Source organism: Uliginosibacterium sp. 31-12, from assembly GCF_030548425.1.
In the GTDB taxonomy this organism is placed as follows: Bacteria; Pseudomonadota; Gammaproteobacteria; order Burkholderiales; family Rhodocyclaceae; genus Uliginosibacterium; species Uliginosibacterium aquaticum.
Window position 1 is genome coordinate 90,506 of the sequence record NZ_JAUOOA010000008.1, and the last position, 13,245, is coordinate 103,750.

A 13,245-nucleotide genomic window follows, 5' to 3' on the forward strand; every position below is an offset into this window, starting at 1 on the left:
TTCAGCTTGTCAGGCATCGTTTGGGCTGCTTGGATCTTCCTGGGCACGCACGCGCGGCACGCGGGCAAGTTGCCAGTATTCGGATGCCCAGGCCCACACCTCGGCTACGCTGGCCCGGCCGAGATCGACGGGCGGATTCTGGCCGAGCAAGCTCAGTGCGGTGCGCAGGGCTGGTGCTGCGTGGGCTGGCTGCAGCGCGGGAGCAAGGGTCTGCTTGGAGAGCTTTTCACCCGCGCGATTGGTGAGGACTGGCAGGTGGGCATAGGCGGGCTGAGGATGGCCCAGCAGGCGCTGGAGATGGATCTGGCGTCCGGTTGAGTCCAGCAGATCGGCGCCACGCACGACATGCGTCACCCCTTGCCAAGCGTCATCCACGACCACGGCAAGCTGATAGGCAAACTGACCATCGGCGCGCAGCAGGACAAAGTCCCCCACGCTTTCGGCTAGCCTCTCGTGCTGTTCGCCCTGGATGGCGTCGGACCAGTGGAGGTCGCTGGCGTCGCTCAGGCAGCGCCAGGCGCGGGCTGCCCGTCCGGCAGGTAGGCCTGTGCGACAGTTACCAGGGTAGCGTAGCGAGCCGTCGGGCGCGCGCAGGGCCGAGTCGGCGATTTCCCGGCGCGAGCAGGCGCAAGGATAGGCGTACTTGTGCTGGATGAGTTGATCGAGTGCGCAGCGATAGGCGTCGAGCCGCTGGCTTTGCCATAGCACCGGGCCGTCCCATTCAAAACCGCAGGCTTCGAGCTGACGCAGGATGGTGTCGGCCGCTCCGGGTTGGGTGCGCGGCGCGTCGACGTCTTCCATGCGCACCAGCCATTGGCCTTTGCGTGCTCGGGCGTCAAGGCAGGAGGCGAGGGCAGCGATGAGCGAGCCCTGGTGCAGGGGCCCGCTGGGTGAAGGGGCAAAACGGCCGATGCAGGTGCCGGGAGTCATGCCCGGATTGTAAGCGTGCAGCAGCGTGACCGGGCTCAGTTGGCTGTGTCGAGGCGCTCGTCTGCACCGAGCAGAATCTTGCTGATGACATCCATCATCAGGCCGAAGGTCTGCTGGGTTTTCTGCATATAGCCTTCGACAGCATAGCGCTGCTCGATGCTGCCTTCGTGCTCGGCGCCGGGTTGGCCCGAACGGATCAGAATTTTCAGATCCTGGCGACCGAGCGGTCCACGCAACTCGCGCACCAGACGCAGGCCGGCATCGCGGGTCTCCATCATCACGTCGAGCAGCACCAGATCAATATGCGGCTCAGCCAGAATTACTTCGCGGGCTTCCGCAGCGGAATGGGCGTGCAGAAAGCGGAATGGGCGATCGCCAATACGTCCCCGGCGCAAGGTCAGGGTGGTGGCTTCATGGACCTGCTGTTCGTCGTCCACGATCAGCAGCACCCAAGGGGCTTCGGTTTGCGTTGGCGGGCGCTCTTGTGCGTCTTCTTCCATGAAGGAGAAGAGATCGTCTTCAGCGTCGCCCGCGCCGGGTTCGGTCGAGTCCGCCTGCAGGCGTAGCTTGCACGCAGCCCAATCGAGGCGAATGGGATCGGAGGCGGAGGTGTTGCTCAAGGGCATCGGGACTCCCGGGAACGCAGGAACGAGACGGTCAGGGCCGGCGCAGCGATTGCGGCAGCGCGGAAAGCGCAAGCATACCTATAACTTTCGTCTAGTGCAGCTGTTGCGCTCCACGCCGTTTCGATGCGTGCCTGCAGTCAATATTTAGTTCACACGTTAAACAAAAAGTCTGACCGAAAAGGCTTGCCAGTGCTTCGTGTGGGCTCTTGCGTCATTGTTTTGTACCCGTTTTCATACCCGCTATTGACGATGCTGCATCCGGTCAGACCAGCGCAGTAGGCGCTGTTGAACGGTCAAACCGCAGCCAGACGATCCACCGTGTCCGGAAACTTTTCGACCAGGCGAATGAGCAGTGCTGCTTGCGCGTTTGGCCGCGCACGACCCTGTTCCCAGTTTTCCAGCGTACGCGGATTGGTTCGCAGGTAGCGGGCAAACACCTGGCGTGACAGATGCAAGCGCTCCCGCAAGGCCAACACTTCACTAGCAGTCACCTCGGGCGCCGGATGCATCTCTACCTCGTGCGTACGCAGAGTCTGCTTGCCAGCGCGTGCGCTAGACAGTGCGTCAAAGCCCTCTGCAATCTCTGCAAACAAGTTCCGCTTTTTCATCGTCGCGCCTCCAGTTCCTTCTTCACCATTCCCTTGAGCACCTTCCGTTCGTCAGGGCTCAAGTCGGCCAGTTCGTCCTTGTCGTACAGGGTGAACAGCCAGAATTGCCGACCACCATCCCACCAGTAATAGATCACCCGCAAACCGCCGCGCTTTCCTTTGCCTCTACGCGAATCGCCATGTCGCAGCTTGCGTAAGCCTCCTGTGCCTTCGATCACGTCGCCAGCATCAGGGTTCTTCATCATTGCCTCTTGTAGGCTGCGGAACCCCTCATCGTCCAGATAGTCGGCCCGGTGGCGGGAAAATGCAGGCAGCTCAACGAAGACGGCTTTCATTTGCTTGACTATACGCAAGTTGCGGTGTTGTTGTCAAAGGCGGTGTGACACCACGTTTTTTCGCGCCCGCGAAAATGGCCCTTGGCCCACGCACGCTCGAATAGGTGTTTGCCTTGAACACCGCCTCCGTGCATGCTTGAACTACACAGAAAGCAGAAGGCCCGATGAGTAGATGCCTTGAAAGCGAAACACAACCGATGGGGTCTGCATGGGCTGCGGGGCGATGAGGCTGCCCGCATCCCATGCAGGATGATACGGTTTGGTGCGCCGTCAAGGCCAAGCCCTAGCGGGCGCCTGCGGCGGCCTTGACGGGATGACCGCCTTCACGAAACCACGGTTTTGGAACACCTAACAGCATGATTTCTGAATACGAACGTCAGCGAAGGAAAGACGCGATCGACTTTGCGAGAGGTAGTGTCCGCTTGGAAGGCTGCATCCTCGACGAAGAGATCGAACGCTTCAATGCAGAATTTGTCGCTGGCAATCTCAGCAACGAAGAACATTCATGCGTCTGTCAGAGGTACATTCTGACCAAAAACTCAATTCAGCAAACTTGATCGCTTGTGCTGTTTTTGAACAGGCAAAACAAAGTCCGCGCTTGCGTCACTCCACTTACTCAAACTCACTTCATCAGCTTCTCAGCAAGTTGCTCTACGTAGACAAAGTGCGGTGCCCATTCGGGGATCAGCATCCCCTTAAGTCGCTCACCTTTCGGTTTTCTCCCGTAGGAAAAAAGGCGCCGATTGGCAGATACGACAGCAGCGTAATAAAGCTTCTCCTGAAGACTCATCGATCTCTTGGGAAGGAGTACGCTCACATCGCTATTCGGGACAAAAGCGCTGACCGAAACCCACGCATAGGTGTGACTCCCCTGTCCGTTTGTCGAGACATACAGCGTATGCCGGGGGTAAACGTTGTTTGAGCCTGCGATATCACTATCGACATACTCGACGAATGACGTGGTTTGGGTCTTCGAGGGCCTCACATATGGCAAAAACTCTGGCCCGCTTTTTACATCCGAGCGTGCGTCTGAACCAAGCGACAAACCGCTTCGCACATCAAACACGCTGTCTAGCCTGACCAAGCTGCCCTTCGTATTTGGCACCGAGGCCCGAGAGGACAGCTTGTGGTCGTCTTTGATCTCGAACGTTGGAACCGAAAGGCCCTTAGCCCATGAAGGCACCTCGGTCCTGGATGGCACCAGAAGTAACTCGAAGCTCCGGTTGGCTTCACGACCATGCGTGGAGTAACGACGGCGATTCTCTACGATGCAACGGCAATAGAAGGCTTTCTCGGAAAGGCTCATTGGCTGCAGTGGCGTAAGAACCTTAATGTTCTGCGCCGTGTAGAAGGGTTCCGGCTGGACAAAGGCACTTAGCAGATACGTCCCCCCCATTGTCACAGTGATCAAGCCCGCGTCATTTGGAACGTGTCCAGGGACCAATTCGACGCAGCCTACGACTCCTAGATTCTTGCTTGAACGAGAAACGAAGTTGACCCCTTGGTCCGTGAACGTCAGCTTGTTCGCGTCCAGCTTGTTTCCATATCGAACTGCGAACACTTCGCCTATGGGAACCATCTCATACCTCCGCCTCGTCCGAGAGGATCTCGAACGCCAGGTAACGGCGCAACTCCGCTTCAACGGCAGCCTGATCGATGTGACTGTAGTCCACGGTCATATAGGCCTCGGCGCACCATTCATCTTCTGGCTTGAGTGCAACAGCAATGCTTCGCCCATCCTCCACGTCGCGATTGCGGTACGCTTGAACCCAAGCCTCGCGGAGAGCCGGCCAACGACCGAACTTGTCTATACGACCCCGGCCTTTTACTTTCACATGGCCGTCATCGCGCCAATAGCCGAGCCACGTTTTCTTACCCTTCTTGTGGGGCGTATGGGCTTTCAGAACGACCGCACAAGTCACGACTCCCACCTTGGAGTTGTGGAAAAGGTCCTCGGGAAGCGACATGACAGCCTCAAGCGTGTGGCTCTGCAACAGCCGCCGCTTCAGTTCGAGATTCGGGCCTTCCTGAGCAACGACACAGCTAATAGGCACGAGGCCAACGCAAATGCCACCGGACTCGAGCATCTCTAGGTTGTTGAGAACAAACTCCAGTTCTTCGATGTCATCCTTCTCAGCCTTGTACGGCGGGTTAAGTAGCCCCACGGAGGGTGACTTTGCTTGCATTTCGGCTACTAGCTTGAAGCAGTCGCCGCTAACAATGGAGCTCTTGCCATCCTCCTGCAGAATCATGTTTGATATGGCGAGCGCATATATGTCATGCTGAGCCTCGACGCCGAGGAGCTGGGTCCTTTTGACGATCTCGATCTTCTCGCTATCTCCTCCACAATCCGCGACCATTTTTTTCATCGCACTAATCAAAAAGCCGCCCGTCCCACAGCAGCTGTCTAAAACAATGCTGTCCTTACCGACCTCAGCTATATCGGCGAACAATTCTGTTATATGGGGAGGTGTGAGGACGATCCCGAGCCCTTTGTCGTTATTGGCGTAACGAAGGAATTCGATGTAGAACTGCCCCACCGTATCGAAGTACTTGTGTGTCTCCATAAACCCAAGTACATGCTCTCCCACCTCCGCGATCAAATTCACGAGAGCGCTGGGGTCATTGGTCAGCGTAGTGTGCGTCTGGATGAACGCGTACGCGTGGGATAGGTTTTCGATCTTGTCTCTAGGGACATCGGATGCTTTGAGTTCATCGATAACCGTCTTTACCAAGCTTGTCGCCAACTGGGCTGGCGTTTTGTGTTTCGTGTAAGAAGCAAGAAACGCCGTGTTTTTCAAAGAGATCAAAATGCTGCTGATGAGCAGGCTTCTATGGGACTCTTTGACTTTTAATCGATGCAGAGTTCGATTGAGCGTCTGCGAATAAGAAAGAAGATCCGCATAGTCGACATTGAACTTCTGAGGAGATGTGATGTAGGTACTGTATAGATCCTTAAAGGACAGGATCGACTCTACGTCCAGCTCATATGGCTTGTGTTGCCCCTCCAGATGGGCAAAGACGCTGACTCGCTGCTCACTCTTCGTTTCGCCGCTTACGCCAATCGCAATTACATCGAATTCCTTCGATAGGTAGGCGGCGTACAGCACGGCACCATCACATGCGTATTCTTTGGGTTTGTCCAACTCCTTGCTTCTATGTCTCTTGGGGCTGGCCTTGCACTCAATGACGATCACGAGATTGGGATACTGAGGGGCTGTGATAATAAACTCCGGATACCCCGCCCCCACCCCTGCCTTCGAGGCCCGCTTCAGCAACTTCTGGATGCGCGGGTTGTCGCTCTGCTGTTCCTCAACGAGCACCCCCGCCTTGCCCTCGTAGCCGCGCGCCAAGAGAGCACTTCGCACAAGCGTTTCAGTTTTTCGTTCGTTCAAACCAGCTCCTCGAATCCTTCTGTCGCCAAGACGCGGCTAGCCACCGCCATATCGAGATTGTTACATGCATTGCCAAAGCAGAGCACTCAATCTTCGGCTTCAGCGCTACAAGGAGGACTGCTTGCCCCTTCCACCAACAGGCTTGTCCGAAGGAATTCCAGCCAACCCTTCGCGTATTGGTATGAGTCCGCCGGTCAAACTACACAGACTCGTCTAGTCCTGAGAGAAAACCGCCGAAAATGGTGTGTGGCGCGGCCAAATTACAAAATTTGCGAAGTTTGACCGGCGGCAGCTTCGGCGAGCGTCCTCCGAACGGTTACCACTTGTGGTTGTGATACGCCCACTCCAGCAGCATCCAATACAGCGGCGCGACGATGATGAAGGTGAGAAACGTGACCATATGGCCTCCAGAGGCTAAAGGCGCTGGACTTGAAGAACCAGCAAGATTTCCGACCGAGAAGTCTCGGAGCCGGACGTGTGCAGAAACTTCGGCAGGAACGTCAGTCCGTCCCTGCTGTTGCTGTCCTTGTTTTCGGCCAAGCCGCCCAGGACGATCAGATCACCATCCCTCACGCTGACAGAGGTCTTGAGCGAACGCTTGGTCAGGGTCGGTGAGTTGTTGACGCCGGTTGTGGTTGCGATGAAGTTCGAGAGCTGCTGGTCAATGTTCAGGTCGATCGCGCCTTCACGTACGGTCGGTTGAATGTTGAAGATGACGCCACTGGACCGGTACTCGACGCTCTGGACTGCTTGGCCGCTACTTGGGTAGCTGACCGCGCCAAGCACGGGTACATCTTGGCCGACTGAGAAAACACCCTGAGCGCCAGAGCGGATGCGCAGTGACGGACTGGAGAGCACCTTGAAGCGGCTGTCCTGGTTCAGCAGGGAGTAGATGCCGTCGAGGTTTGCTGCCTTGAACTGGATGAAGCTGTTTGCCTTGGTGAGTGCGCCAATACCTATTGAAAAGCGGCCGTCCAGCAAACTGGCTAGCAGGCCAAATGCAGAGCCTTCCTTTTCAGACGTGCTGACCTCATAGACCACGCCGCGTGCCATGACCTCACCAAACGCGACATCGACCTGAGAGAGTGCCTGTTGCAAGCGGCCAATCTCGTCTGGTGTCCCTGTGAATACCAAAAGGTCTGACGCACGATCCACCAACGCAGCGGCGCTGTTGGGCGGCGGTGTTTGTCCCTGGGGAATTTTTGCCGAGTCGGAGGCTTTTACCGTGCGGTTTGCCGTAAAACCGGAGCCGAACAGTGGTGCAAGAATTTCCGTCAGAAAGCCCACCTCACGGAACTTGGGCCGATAGACGAATACCTCAGCGGCAGGGGCATCGCGACGTGTCTTGCGAGCGACGAAATCCACGCCGGCACGGTTTTCAAGTGCGTAGCCAAGGCTGTCCAGAAAGCTGGTCAAGAAAGGGCGCAAATCCCCCTTGTCGCTTTGCCAGCGGAAAGAAATTATCCGCTGATCTGCGGCCACATCGGGATCAAACATGTAGGGAGTGTGCAGGGCATCACCAAAGATGAGCTGAAGCGCGTCCGCCACCTTGACGCCTGTCAGATCGAACCCAGCTGGAGCATTTGCGGCAAGTGCGGGCCATGGAAGAACAGCAGCCATCAGCAGGGTGGCAATAAGCTTTCTCATGGCATCGCTCCCGCGATAGATGGGGCTACTGGCGGAGGCGCAATTGTTCCACTGTAGTAGGTCACTGTCTCACCATCAATCTTCCCTGCCATCGCTTGGCCACTGTTCGCGAAGTTGGAAGGGCTTTCAAAGCGCAGGCGCCCTGTTGGACTGGCGAGCACCACGTACTGTTGATTGCCGGAGACGAACCGCCCAGCAATGCGCCAGGCTGTGCTGAAACTGATAGGCGGCGGAAGCCCCGTACCTTGTGCGTGCAGCGGGCCACCGGGAGCCTGTGCTGATGCCGGCATGGCTGTAGTCTCGGACTGGAGGGCGCGGTTCTTGAGGTGTGTTTCCGGCTGGAAGAAACGGTAGATCTTGTAGAACGAGAAAAAGACTGCAATGGTGACGCCAATGATTACCGGCAGAAGCCACCAGCGTTTGAAGATGTTGGTTCGATCATCAATCGCTTTTTCGTTTCCGTTTCCGCCCGCGTAGCTCTTGTACATTGGGAAAAATACTTTGTCATACTCTTTCTGGTAACGGCTAATCGCATTCGTCCGCGTCTGCTTGTAGCCTTCAAAGACCTCGACGCGGTAGCGCTTACCAATGCCCAGGGCTTTGTGCTTGGTGGTCCTGAAGCTGAACTCCACGACATTCTTGACGCTCCGATGCAGGCCCGAAATATCCTGAATCATCAGTGCCACATCACAGCTCACGCCCGTCTCGGGGTGCGTGTAATGGCGGTGCATGCGGAAGAACTGCATGTGCTCATGGGTGAGCTTTCCTCCGTCAGCAGGCCAGAAGCGCCACGCTTCATCAATGGCGACCAAGTCACCAGGTAGAACAACTGAAGCGACCTCGGGGTGTTCTTCGTCGGGAAAGAATGCCGGCTGAAGGATACGTTCGTTGGTGACATGAACGACCGTCCCGAGCTTGCCTGCTTGTGCCTTGTTCTTGGCTAGCAGGTATTCGTGGATTTTCTCTTCGTTGATGCCGTCAATATTGGTGATGACCCGGCGACCTGCGGCAATGGCCGATACGATCACTGAACTGGTGACTTCGTAGGACTTGCCGCTGCCTTGAAGGCCGGTATACGCATTGATCGCCATGGGTCACTTTCGCATTTGCGAAAATCAGCCGATCACGGGGATGCGGCGGATGATGAATCGGGTGGCGTAGGCCGACAGAACCATGGGCACGCCGACGTTGAACTGCATGATGTTCATCAGCCACCACATCGAGCCGGGCAAACCGCCAAACGCGCTGCGAAGCGATGATCCATCAGGCAGGATGGTCGTCAGGATCTGGATGAACTCTGTTGTGATGAAAAACAGGCCGAAATAGAGAACGAACTTGACCAGTACAGACCGGGCAACCCATGCCAGCGCCGACCAGAGAGCAGAAAGAAGGATTCCGTACATGGCTGTTCCTCAAGCACGAAGCAGGACAAGCAGCGCCAGCACTGACCAGGCTACGAACATGAATGCCTGGATGATTTGCTGGTTCTGTCCGACGATGGTGCAGTGCGCGTCTATTTGAAAGCTGTGATTCCAGACGCTGAAGCTGGCAACCGGACATGTTCCGGCTCCTGTTGGCATCATGAAATTGCGCAGGCTTGGCAGCAGGTTCAACACTGGTGCCATGATTTGTTGGGCCGTGGGCGTAGGCTCAAGCTCCGGTTGAGGGATAGCTGGATCATCCCCAAGATTGACCTGTGGTTGCTCGGCAGCAGGATTCACAGCATTTGGATTCGGATTCGTCGTTTGCTGGAGCTGTGATTCAGGGGCGGTAGGGTTGAACGGAAGGGAGTACGAAGTAGGATCGGTCGTCGGTTGAGGCTGAACGAAATCACGCACTGTTGGCCAGTAGCTTGGGTTTTGATCCATCCACGTCTGTGCTTCTGATGCAGTGATGGGATTGGCCTGCTGATATGGCAGGCCCTGGTATCCCGGCTGCGTAGCCGCTTGCTGCCAAAGTTGATTGGCAAGATCAGCGACAATTTGCGGATTCAGGGGCTTTGCAAGCTCACTTTCAGGTAGCGCCGCTACCGCTTGTTGCAAGGTTTGCCCCGGAACGTTCTGGACGGTGCTTTCGAGAGGATAGCTATAGCTGGTGCAGACATTTGCCACTGCAAACATGCCCCTGCCGCACGAGACCTCGGCTCTCAGGCCATAACTAACTGAGGTATTTCCACAGTAGTAGGTAATTGAGTTTGCGGAAAAGCAATTTGGCTTACTCGGCTGAGCAATCCCTTGAGCTCGCTTGGCCGCGTAATACAGTTCTTGTGCCAACGCATTCGGATCGCTTCCATATACTTGCCGACCGGCCGGGTCCCACCCGCTCCAAACAATATCGCCGACACCGAATCCGTCGGCGCTATACGACAGGTTGGCCGCCTGGTATTGGTCAACCTTCATGGTGTCCTTGTGGAAGAGCCAGTTCACGAGTCCATCGATGGCAAGCGTGACGCCGTATCCAACGGCGGCGGCGGCTGCCGTCGCAAGCATGGCGGTGGCCCAAGCAGGCGCCGTGGCGCCAAGCATGACAACGACACCAGCCCCGGCCGCAGAGCCTACCGCCGATCCGGCAACGCCAGACATACCGGACAGAGTGTCGTAGAAGCGAGGGTCATTCGCCGCAAAACCACGTGACCTCATTGATTGCTGAGTAACGCCACTGACTGCACGATTGACGCCTCTGGAAACCGGCAAGGCTTGAGCGCTCGCTGATGTCGCATGAAGGGTCAATACCAATGCCGCCAGCAGTGCGAACGCACGGGCGATCATAGTGACAGTCCTTTGATGACAGCCCATGCACAAAGCTGTCCCCAAGCAAAAACGAAGATGTACCAAATCTGAGTGCTGGTCATGCAGTAGGCCTCGGGTGAGATTTTCGCGGGCGCGAAAAAGTGAAAAGGGGAGTGCTAGCCCTCCCCCTGTCATGGCGACAAAGGGGGCTGATCAGGCACCCTTGAACATGCGCCAGACGATCTTCACGCCCTTGATGGCGAGCAGCAGGCCCATGGCCGAAACACCGATAGCCATGATGGCGGTGATGGTGGTCGACAGATCGATCTGGCTGGTCAGTGTCGAAAAGTCGGGGCCGGTATTGGTAGCCGTTTGTGCAAACGAAACCATCGGCGTAACCAGAGCCACCATTGCGGCGACGAAAATTGCGAAGAGCTTTTTCATGTTGCTTCCTTCAAAGAAATGTCCGGGTGCGCCGGACGCGCTTGTTTCGATTACGCGCCTCGGAAGAAGCGCAGAATCGTTCCAACCTTGAGCGCCACGAGATACAGACCCACCGTGACGCAAAATGCTGCCGCCCATACTTGCGCGGCATATGTGTAATCAAAGGACTCCGGGGTACAGCTCGGGCTGATGGCTGTCGTAGATGAGACTGGGTTATTCACGACCGCAGTAATGACGCCTTGCCACGTGCTTGTCCCTGAGGCGAAAGTGATGATCGTGTTGGCTTGAACCGGGTCTGATGTGCACGACTTTGCGGACCAGCCACTTCCCCAGCCGAGCGCAGCGGTAATAGCCGGTTTGACGTTGGAACACGTCAGGTCAGTTACCGCGACGGTCGTATTGTTGAAAGTGACTGTAGCCATGGAGAGAAAACCTTATGCAGCCTTGGCAACCTTCACATCGACAAGATCAACTTGGCAGATGTACTCAATGCCAACGACAACGAGCTTCTCAACGTCGCTGGAAACCTCGCGACCATCCATGACCTTCTTTTCAACCGCCGTCACCCGGCGATAGGTGATGAAACAGCGAGCCGGAAAGAGCTTGTCTTTCATGCTGCGGCCCACATCGGCGTCCGCAATCTTTTGATCCAGCGCGGTGAAACCCGTCCAGTTCTTGCTGGCAGGCGTCGATACGATGCAGATCTTGGTCGATTCGATCCCCTCCATCCTGGTGCCCTTTTCGCCCTCAAACCCGGTCGAGACCCCCAGCACGAATTCCTCACTCTTCAGTTCTGCAACGTGACGAGACAAAAGCGACATTTCTTTCTCCTTTACGAAAATGACCAATCAATGTTTTGAGCGATGTGCTCGACTGCTTCTGCACCGCCAGATCGAGCGGCTTCCAAAAATTTGCCCATGCCGCCAGCCTTGACGATGTTCTCGAACTCGACACGGCCAACTCGGGTGATGATTGCGGACTCGCCTTGCGCATTCGCATCCTCGATGTCGTCAAACGTGACGGGAAGATCGAAGCGCCGGAGAAGAGGCGCGGCAGCCTTCATGGAAATGCAGGACTTGCCTTTGGTCGCGCGCAGGTATTCGAGCCAGAGCGTGAAGGCTTGCGATTCGCGCCCGCGCTGAATGGCGTCTTCCAGAATTGCCCAGGGAGTCAGCGATTGCGATCCACCGGTTTTCAGCCTGCCGGCAGTCATTTCGGCAGACAGGCTCCAGTCCCGCTCTCGGTCAAATTTGGCGAGATACTCACTGGCGTCCCATGCCGGCCGTACATCAACGCCAACACGCCGATCTTTGAAAAACTCGCGGCAGTCCAAACCATGCTTGAGCAGCGCGCTTTGCCAGACAGGGAATAGCGAAGCTGAAAGCAGCTCGGTCTCGTCAGATGACAATGGGCGCGGAAAGAACCACGCCTGGTGCTGGTGAGGGTGCCAGCCATTACGCGGGCTCCACTTAATTTCAGTGGCAACACATGCACCGCTTCGAGACTCGGCCAGGGCACGGAACTGACGTGATTGACTGAGCGTGCGTTGGGCAGATTTGAACTTTTCCAGCATCAGGGCCAAAGAGTCGTCCAGCCGATGCGCACACGTGAACGTGACCATTACTGCGCCTCCGCCTTCCGCATGTACGGCCTCGAATAGCGCGCCGATTTGCTCCGCCCGTCGTCGCATAACCTTGGCGCAGCAAAAAACGCAGCCCCAAACGTTCCCGCAGCGGAGAACCCCACCGATGCCGACCCCACCCTTAGCATTCCGATAGACGGGCACGTCGTACTCAAGCGCGGTTCTGCCACATACGCTGACCCTGAACTCACTCCTCTTGCCCGTGATTTCACCGGTGTCGCGATCAACAACATCCCGCCAGAATGGATAGAGCAAGTCCTGACTGCCCTGAAGCAGAATGTATCGATAGACCCGAAGCGCAGCTTCTGACGGCGCTGGGATGGCAACACCATCGCGGATGTGACGGACCCCGACAGGCAGGGTTTCAACAAAGCGAAGGTCGGCAAGTCGGGACACATCACGAACCTGCCTTTGCCGGCGTTGACAACAAAATCCGTATAGATTTACCTAGAGGCGCCGACCCGGCTGCGCCCTCGTCCTCGCGCTGGCGCGCTGCGGGCGTTACGCTGCCGGTCGGCTGTGTCGTTGCGTTGTCTTTGGCGACGCCTGACATGGCTCGCGCATAGAAGTTCATCCCAGGGGCAAGCGCCTCGGGGAACATATCGAGCTGAACGAGCGGCCGCCGCGCTTTCACTTCTGCGCCCCGCTCGCAGTTCCCCGCGAAAGAACCCAGGAATCGACCTCGGCTACAACGAAGCCAAGCTTTCGCTTGCCAAGCCGGACAGGGCGCGGAAAGTCATTGCTTTCATCGCGCAGCCAGCGCCACAAGGTTGGGCGGCTGATCCCGATGCGTGACAAAACAGAGGAATAGCTTTCAACGGTAGGGGGCGCACCCAAAGAAGAGTGAGCTACACTGCTTTTCATCATCTATCCTCACCCTAATCGTGAA

At 56.7% G+C, this 13,245-nt stretch carries 16 protein-coding genes; 1 reads left to right on the plus strand and 15 read right to left on the minus strand.

From position 1 onward, the window contains the following. Window positions 1–9: 9 nt before the first annotated feature. The 4 genes from gluQRS to Q3Y64_RS15115 form a co-directional block, all read right to left on the minus strand. Window positions 10–930, minus strand: a complete 921-nt coding sequence (gluQRS, locus tag Q3Y64_RS15100; RefSeq protein WP_303563081.1) for a tRNA glutamyl-Q(34) synthetase GluQRS — start codon at window positions 928–930, stop codon at window positions 10–12. Between the two features lie 35 nt (window positions 931–965). Next, a complete protein-coding gene (locus tag Q3Y64_RS15105) occupies window positions 966–1,550 on the minus strand; it encodes a response regulator (RefSeq protein ID WP_303563083.1) in 585 nt (194 codons plus the stop codon). A 299-nt stretch (window positions 1,551–1,849) separates the two neighbouring features. Next, entirely contained in the window at window positions 1,850–2,164 is a 315-nt protein-coding gene (locus Q3Y64_RS15110; RefSeq protein ID WP_303563085.1) for a DNA-binding transcriptional regulator, read from the minus strand. After that, complete coding sequence (locus Q3Y64_RS15115; protein WP_303563087.1) at window positions 2,161–2,499, minus strand: hypothetical protein; 339 nt, start codon at window positions 2,497–2,499, stop codon at window positions 2,161–2,163. The genes Q3Y64_RS15110 and Q3Y64_RS15115 overlap by 4 nt, the downstream gene beginning before the upstream one ends. Before the next feature lie 356 nt (window positions 2,500–2,855). Here Q3Y64_RS15115 and Q3Y64_RS15120 point away from each other — a divergent pair, with 356 nt between their 5' ends. After that, complete coding sequence (locus tag Q3Y64_RS15120; RefSeq protein WP_303563089.1) at window positions 2,856–3,056, plus strand: antitoxin VbhA family protein; 201 nt, start codon at window positions 2,856–2,858, stop codon at window positions 3,054–3,056. 65 nt (window positions 3,057–3,121) lie between these two features. Here Q3Y64_RS15120 and Q3Y64_RS15125 read toward each other — a convergent pair whose 3' ends face one another. From Q3Y64_RS15125 to Q3Y64_RS19520, 11 genes are all read right to left on the minus strand, one after another. Then, the gene (locus Q3Y64_RS15125) at window positions 3,122–4,078 is read right to left on the minus strand and encodes a hypothetical protein (RefSeq protein ID WP_303563091.1); all 957 of its coding nucleotides are present in this window, start codon (window positions 4,076–4,078) and stop codon (window positions 3,122–3,124) included. 1 nt (window position 4,079) lies between these two features. Next, window positions 4,080–5,894 carry a class I SAM-dependent DNA methyltransferase gene (locus tag Q3Y64_RS15130; RefSeq protein WP_303563093.1) on the minus strand — a complete coding sequence of 605 codons (1,815 nt, stop codon included), beginning with the start codon at window positions 5,892–5,894 and terminating at the stop codon, window positions 4,080–4,082. Window positions 5,895–6,308: 414 nt separating this feature from the next. Next, window positions 6,309–7,541, minus strand: coding sequence for a type II secretion system protein GspD (locus tag Q3Y64_RS15135; protein ID WP_303563096.1), 1,233 nt, complete (start codon window positions 7,539–7,541; stop codon window positions 6,309–6,311). Beyond that, window positions 7,538–8,632 carry a zonular occludens toxin domain-containing protein gene (locus Q3Y64_RS15140; RefSeq protein ID WP_303563098.1) on the minus strand — a complete coding sequence of 365 codons (1,095 nt, stop codon included), beginning with the start codon at window positions 8,630–8,632 and terminating at the stop codon, window positions 7,538–7,540. Before Q3Y64_RS15140 ends, Q3Y64_RS15135 begins: the two co-directional genes overlap by 4 nt. Window positions 8,633–8,656: 24 nt before the next feature. Then, entirely contained in the window at window positions 8,657–8,944 is a 288-nt protein-coding gene (locus tag Q3Y64_RS15145) for a DUF2523 family protein (RefSeq protein ID WP_303563100.1), read from the minus strand. 9 nt (window positions 8,945–8,953) lie between these two features. Beyond that, window positions 8,954–10,309 (minus strand): hypothetical protein, encoded by a 1,356-nt coding sequence (locus Q3Y64_RS15150; protein WP_303563102.1) that lies wholly within the window; start codon window positions 10,307–10,309, stop codon window positions 8,954–8,956. Between the two features lie 174 nt (window positions 10,310–10,483). Then, entirely contained in the window at window positions 10,484–10,714 is a 231-nt protein-coding gene (locus Q3Y64_RS15155; RefSeq protein WP_303563104.1) for a major capsid protein, read from the minus strand. Between the two features lie 50 nt (window positions 10,715–10,764). Continuing rightward, window positions 10,765–11,136, minus strand: coding sequence for a hypothetical protein (locus Q3Y64_RS15160; RefSeq protein WP_303563106.1), 372 nt, complete (start codon window positions 11,134–11,136; stop codon window positions 10,765–10,767). 12 nt (window positions 11,137–11,148) lie between these two features. Beyond that, the gene (locus Q3Y64_RS15165; RefSeq protein WP_303563108.1) at window positions 11,149–11,535 is read right to left on the minus strand and encodes a hypothetical protein; all 387 of its coding nucleotides are present in this window, start codon (window positions 11,533–11,535) and stop codon (window positions 11,149–11,151) included. An 11-nt stretch (window positions 11,536–11,546) separates the two neighbouring features. Further along, window positions 11,547–12,752 (minus strand): hypothetical protein, encoded by a 1,206-nt coding sequence (locus tag Q3Y64_RS15170; protein WP_303563110.1) that lies wholly within the window; start codon window positions 12,750–12,752, stop codon window positions 11,547–11,549. Between the two features lie 234 nt (window positions 12,753–12,986). After that, complete coding sequence (locus Q3Y64_RS19520; protein ID WP_368506659.1) at window positions 12,987–13,223, minus strand: helix-turn-helix transcriptional regulator; 237 nt, start codon at window positions 13,221–13,223, stop codon at window positions 12,987–12,989. Between the last annotated feature and the right edge of the window lie 22 nt (window positions 13,224–13,245).

Bases quoted from the DNA above. Each gene is read 5' to 3' on its own strand.
- Q3Y64_RS15165 (WP_303563108.1), bottom strand. From the start codon at position 11,535: ATGTCGCTTTTGTCTCGTCACGTTGCAGAACTGAAGAGTGAGGAATTC.
- Q3Y64_RS15145 (WP_303563100.1), bottom strand. From the start codon at position 8,944: ATGTACGGAATCCTTCTTTCTGCTCTCTGGTCGGCGCTGGCATGGGTT.
- Q3Y64_RS15140 (WP_303563098.1), bottom strand. From the start codon at position 8,632: ATGGCGATCAATGCGTATACCGGCCTTCAAGGCAGCGGCAAGTCCTAC.
- gluQRS (WP_303563081.1), bottom strand. From the start codon at position 930: ATGACTCCCGGCACCTGCATCGGCCGTTTTGCCCCTTCACCCAGCGGG.
- Q3Y64_RS15135 (WP_303563096.1), bottom strand. From the start codon at position 7,541: ATGAGAAAGCTTATTGCCACCCTGCTGATGGCTGCTGTTCTTCCATGG.
- Q3Y64_RS15160 (WP_303563106.1), bottom strand. From the start codon at position 11,136: ATGGCTACAGTCACTTTCAACAATACGACCGTCGCGGTAACTGACCTG.
- Q3Y64_RS19520 (WP_368506659.1), bottom strand. From the start codon at position 13,223: ATGATGAAAAGCAGTGTAGCTCACTCTTCTTTGGGTGCGCCCCCTACC.
- Q3Y64_RS15115 (WP_303563087.1), bottom strand. From the start codon at position 2,499: ATGAAAGCCGTCTTCGTTGAGCTGCCTGCATTTTCCCGCCACCGGGCC.
- Q3Y64_RS15125 (WP_303563091.1), bottom strand. From the start codon at position 4,078: ATGGTTCCCATAGGCGAAGTGTTCGCAGTTCGATATGGAAACAAGCTG.
- Q3Y64_RS15150 (WP_303563102.1), bottom strand. From the start codon at position 10,309: ATGATCGCCCGTGCGTTCGCACTGCTGGCGGCATTGGTATTGACCCTT.
- Q3Y64_RS15110 (WP_303563085.1), bottom strand. From the start codon at position 2,164: ATGAAAAAGCGGAACTTGTTTGCAGAGATTGCAGAGGGCTTTGACGCA.
- Q3Y64_RS15120 (WP_303563089.1), top strand. From the start codon at position 2,856: ATGATTTCTGAATACGAACGTCAGCGAAGGAAAGACGCGATCGACTTT.
- Q3Y64_RS15155 (WP_303563104.1), bottom strand. From the start codon at position 10,714: ATGAAAAAGCTCTTCGCAATTTTCGTCGCCGCAATGGTGGCTCTGGTT.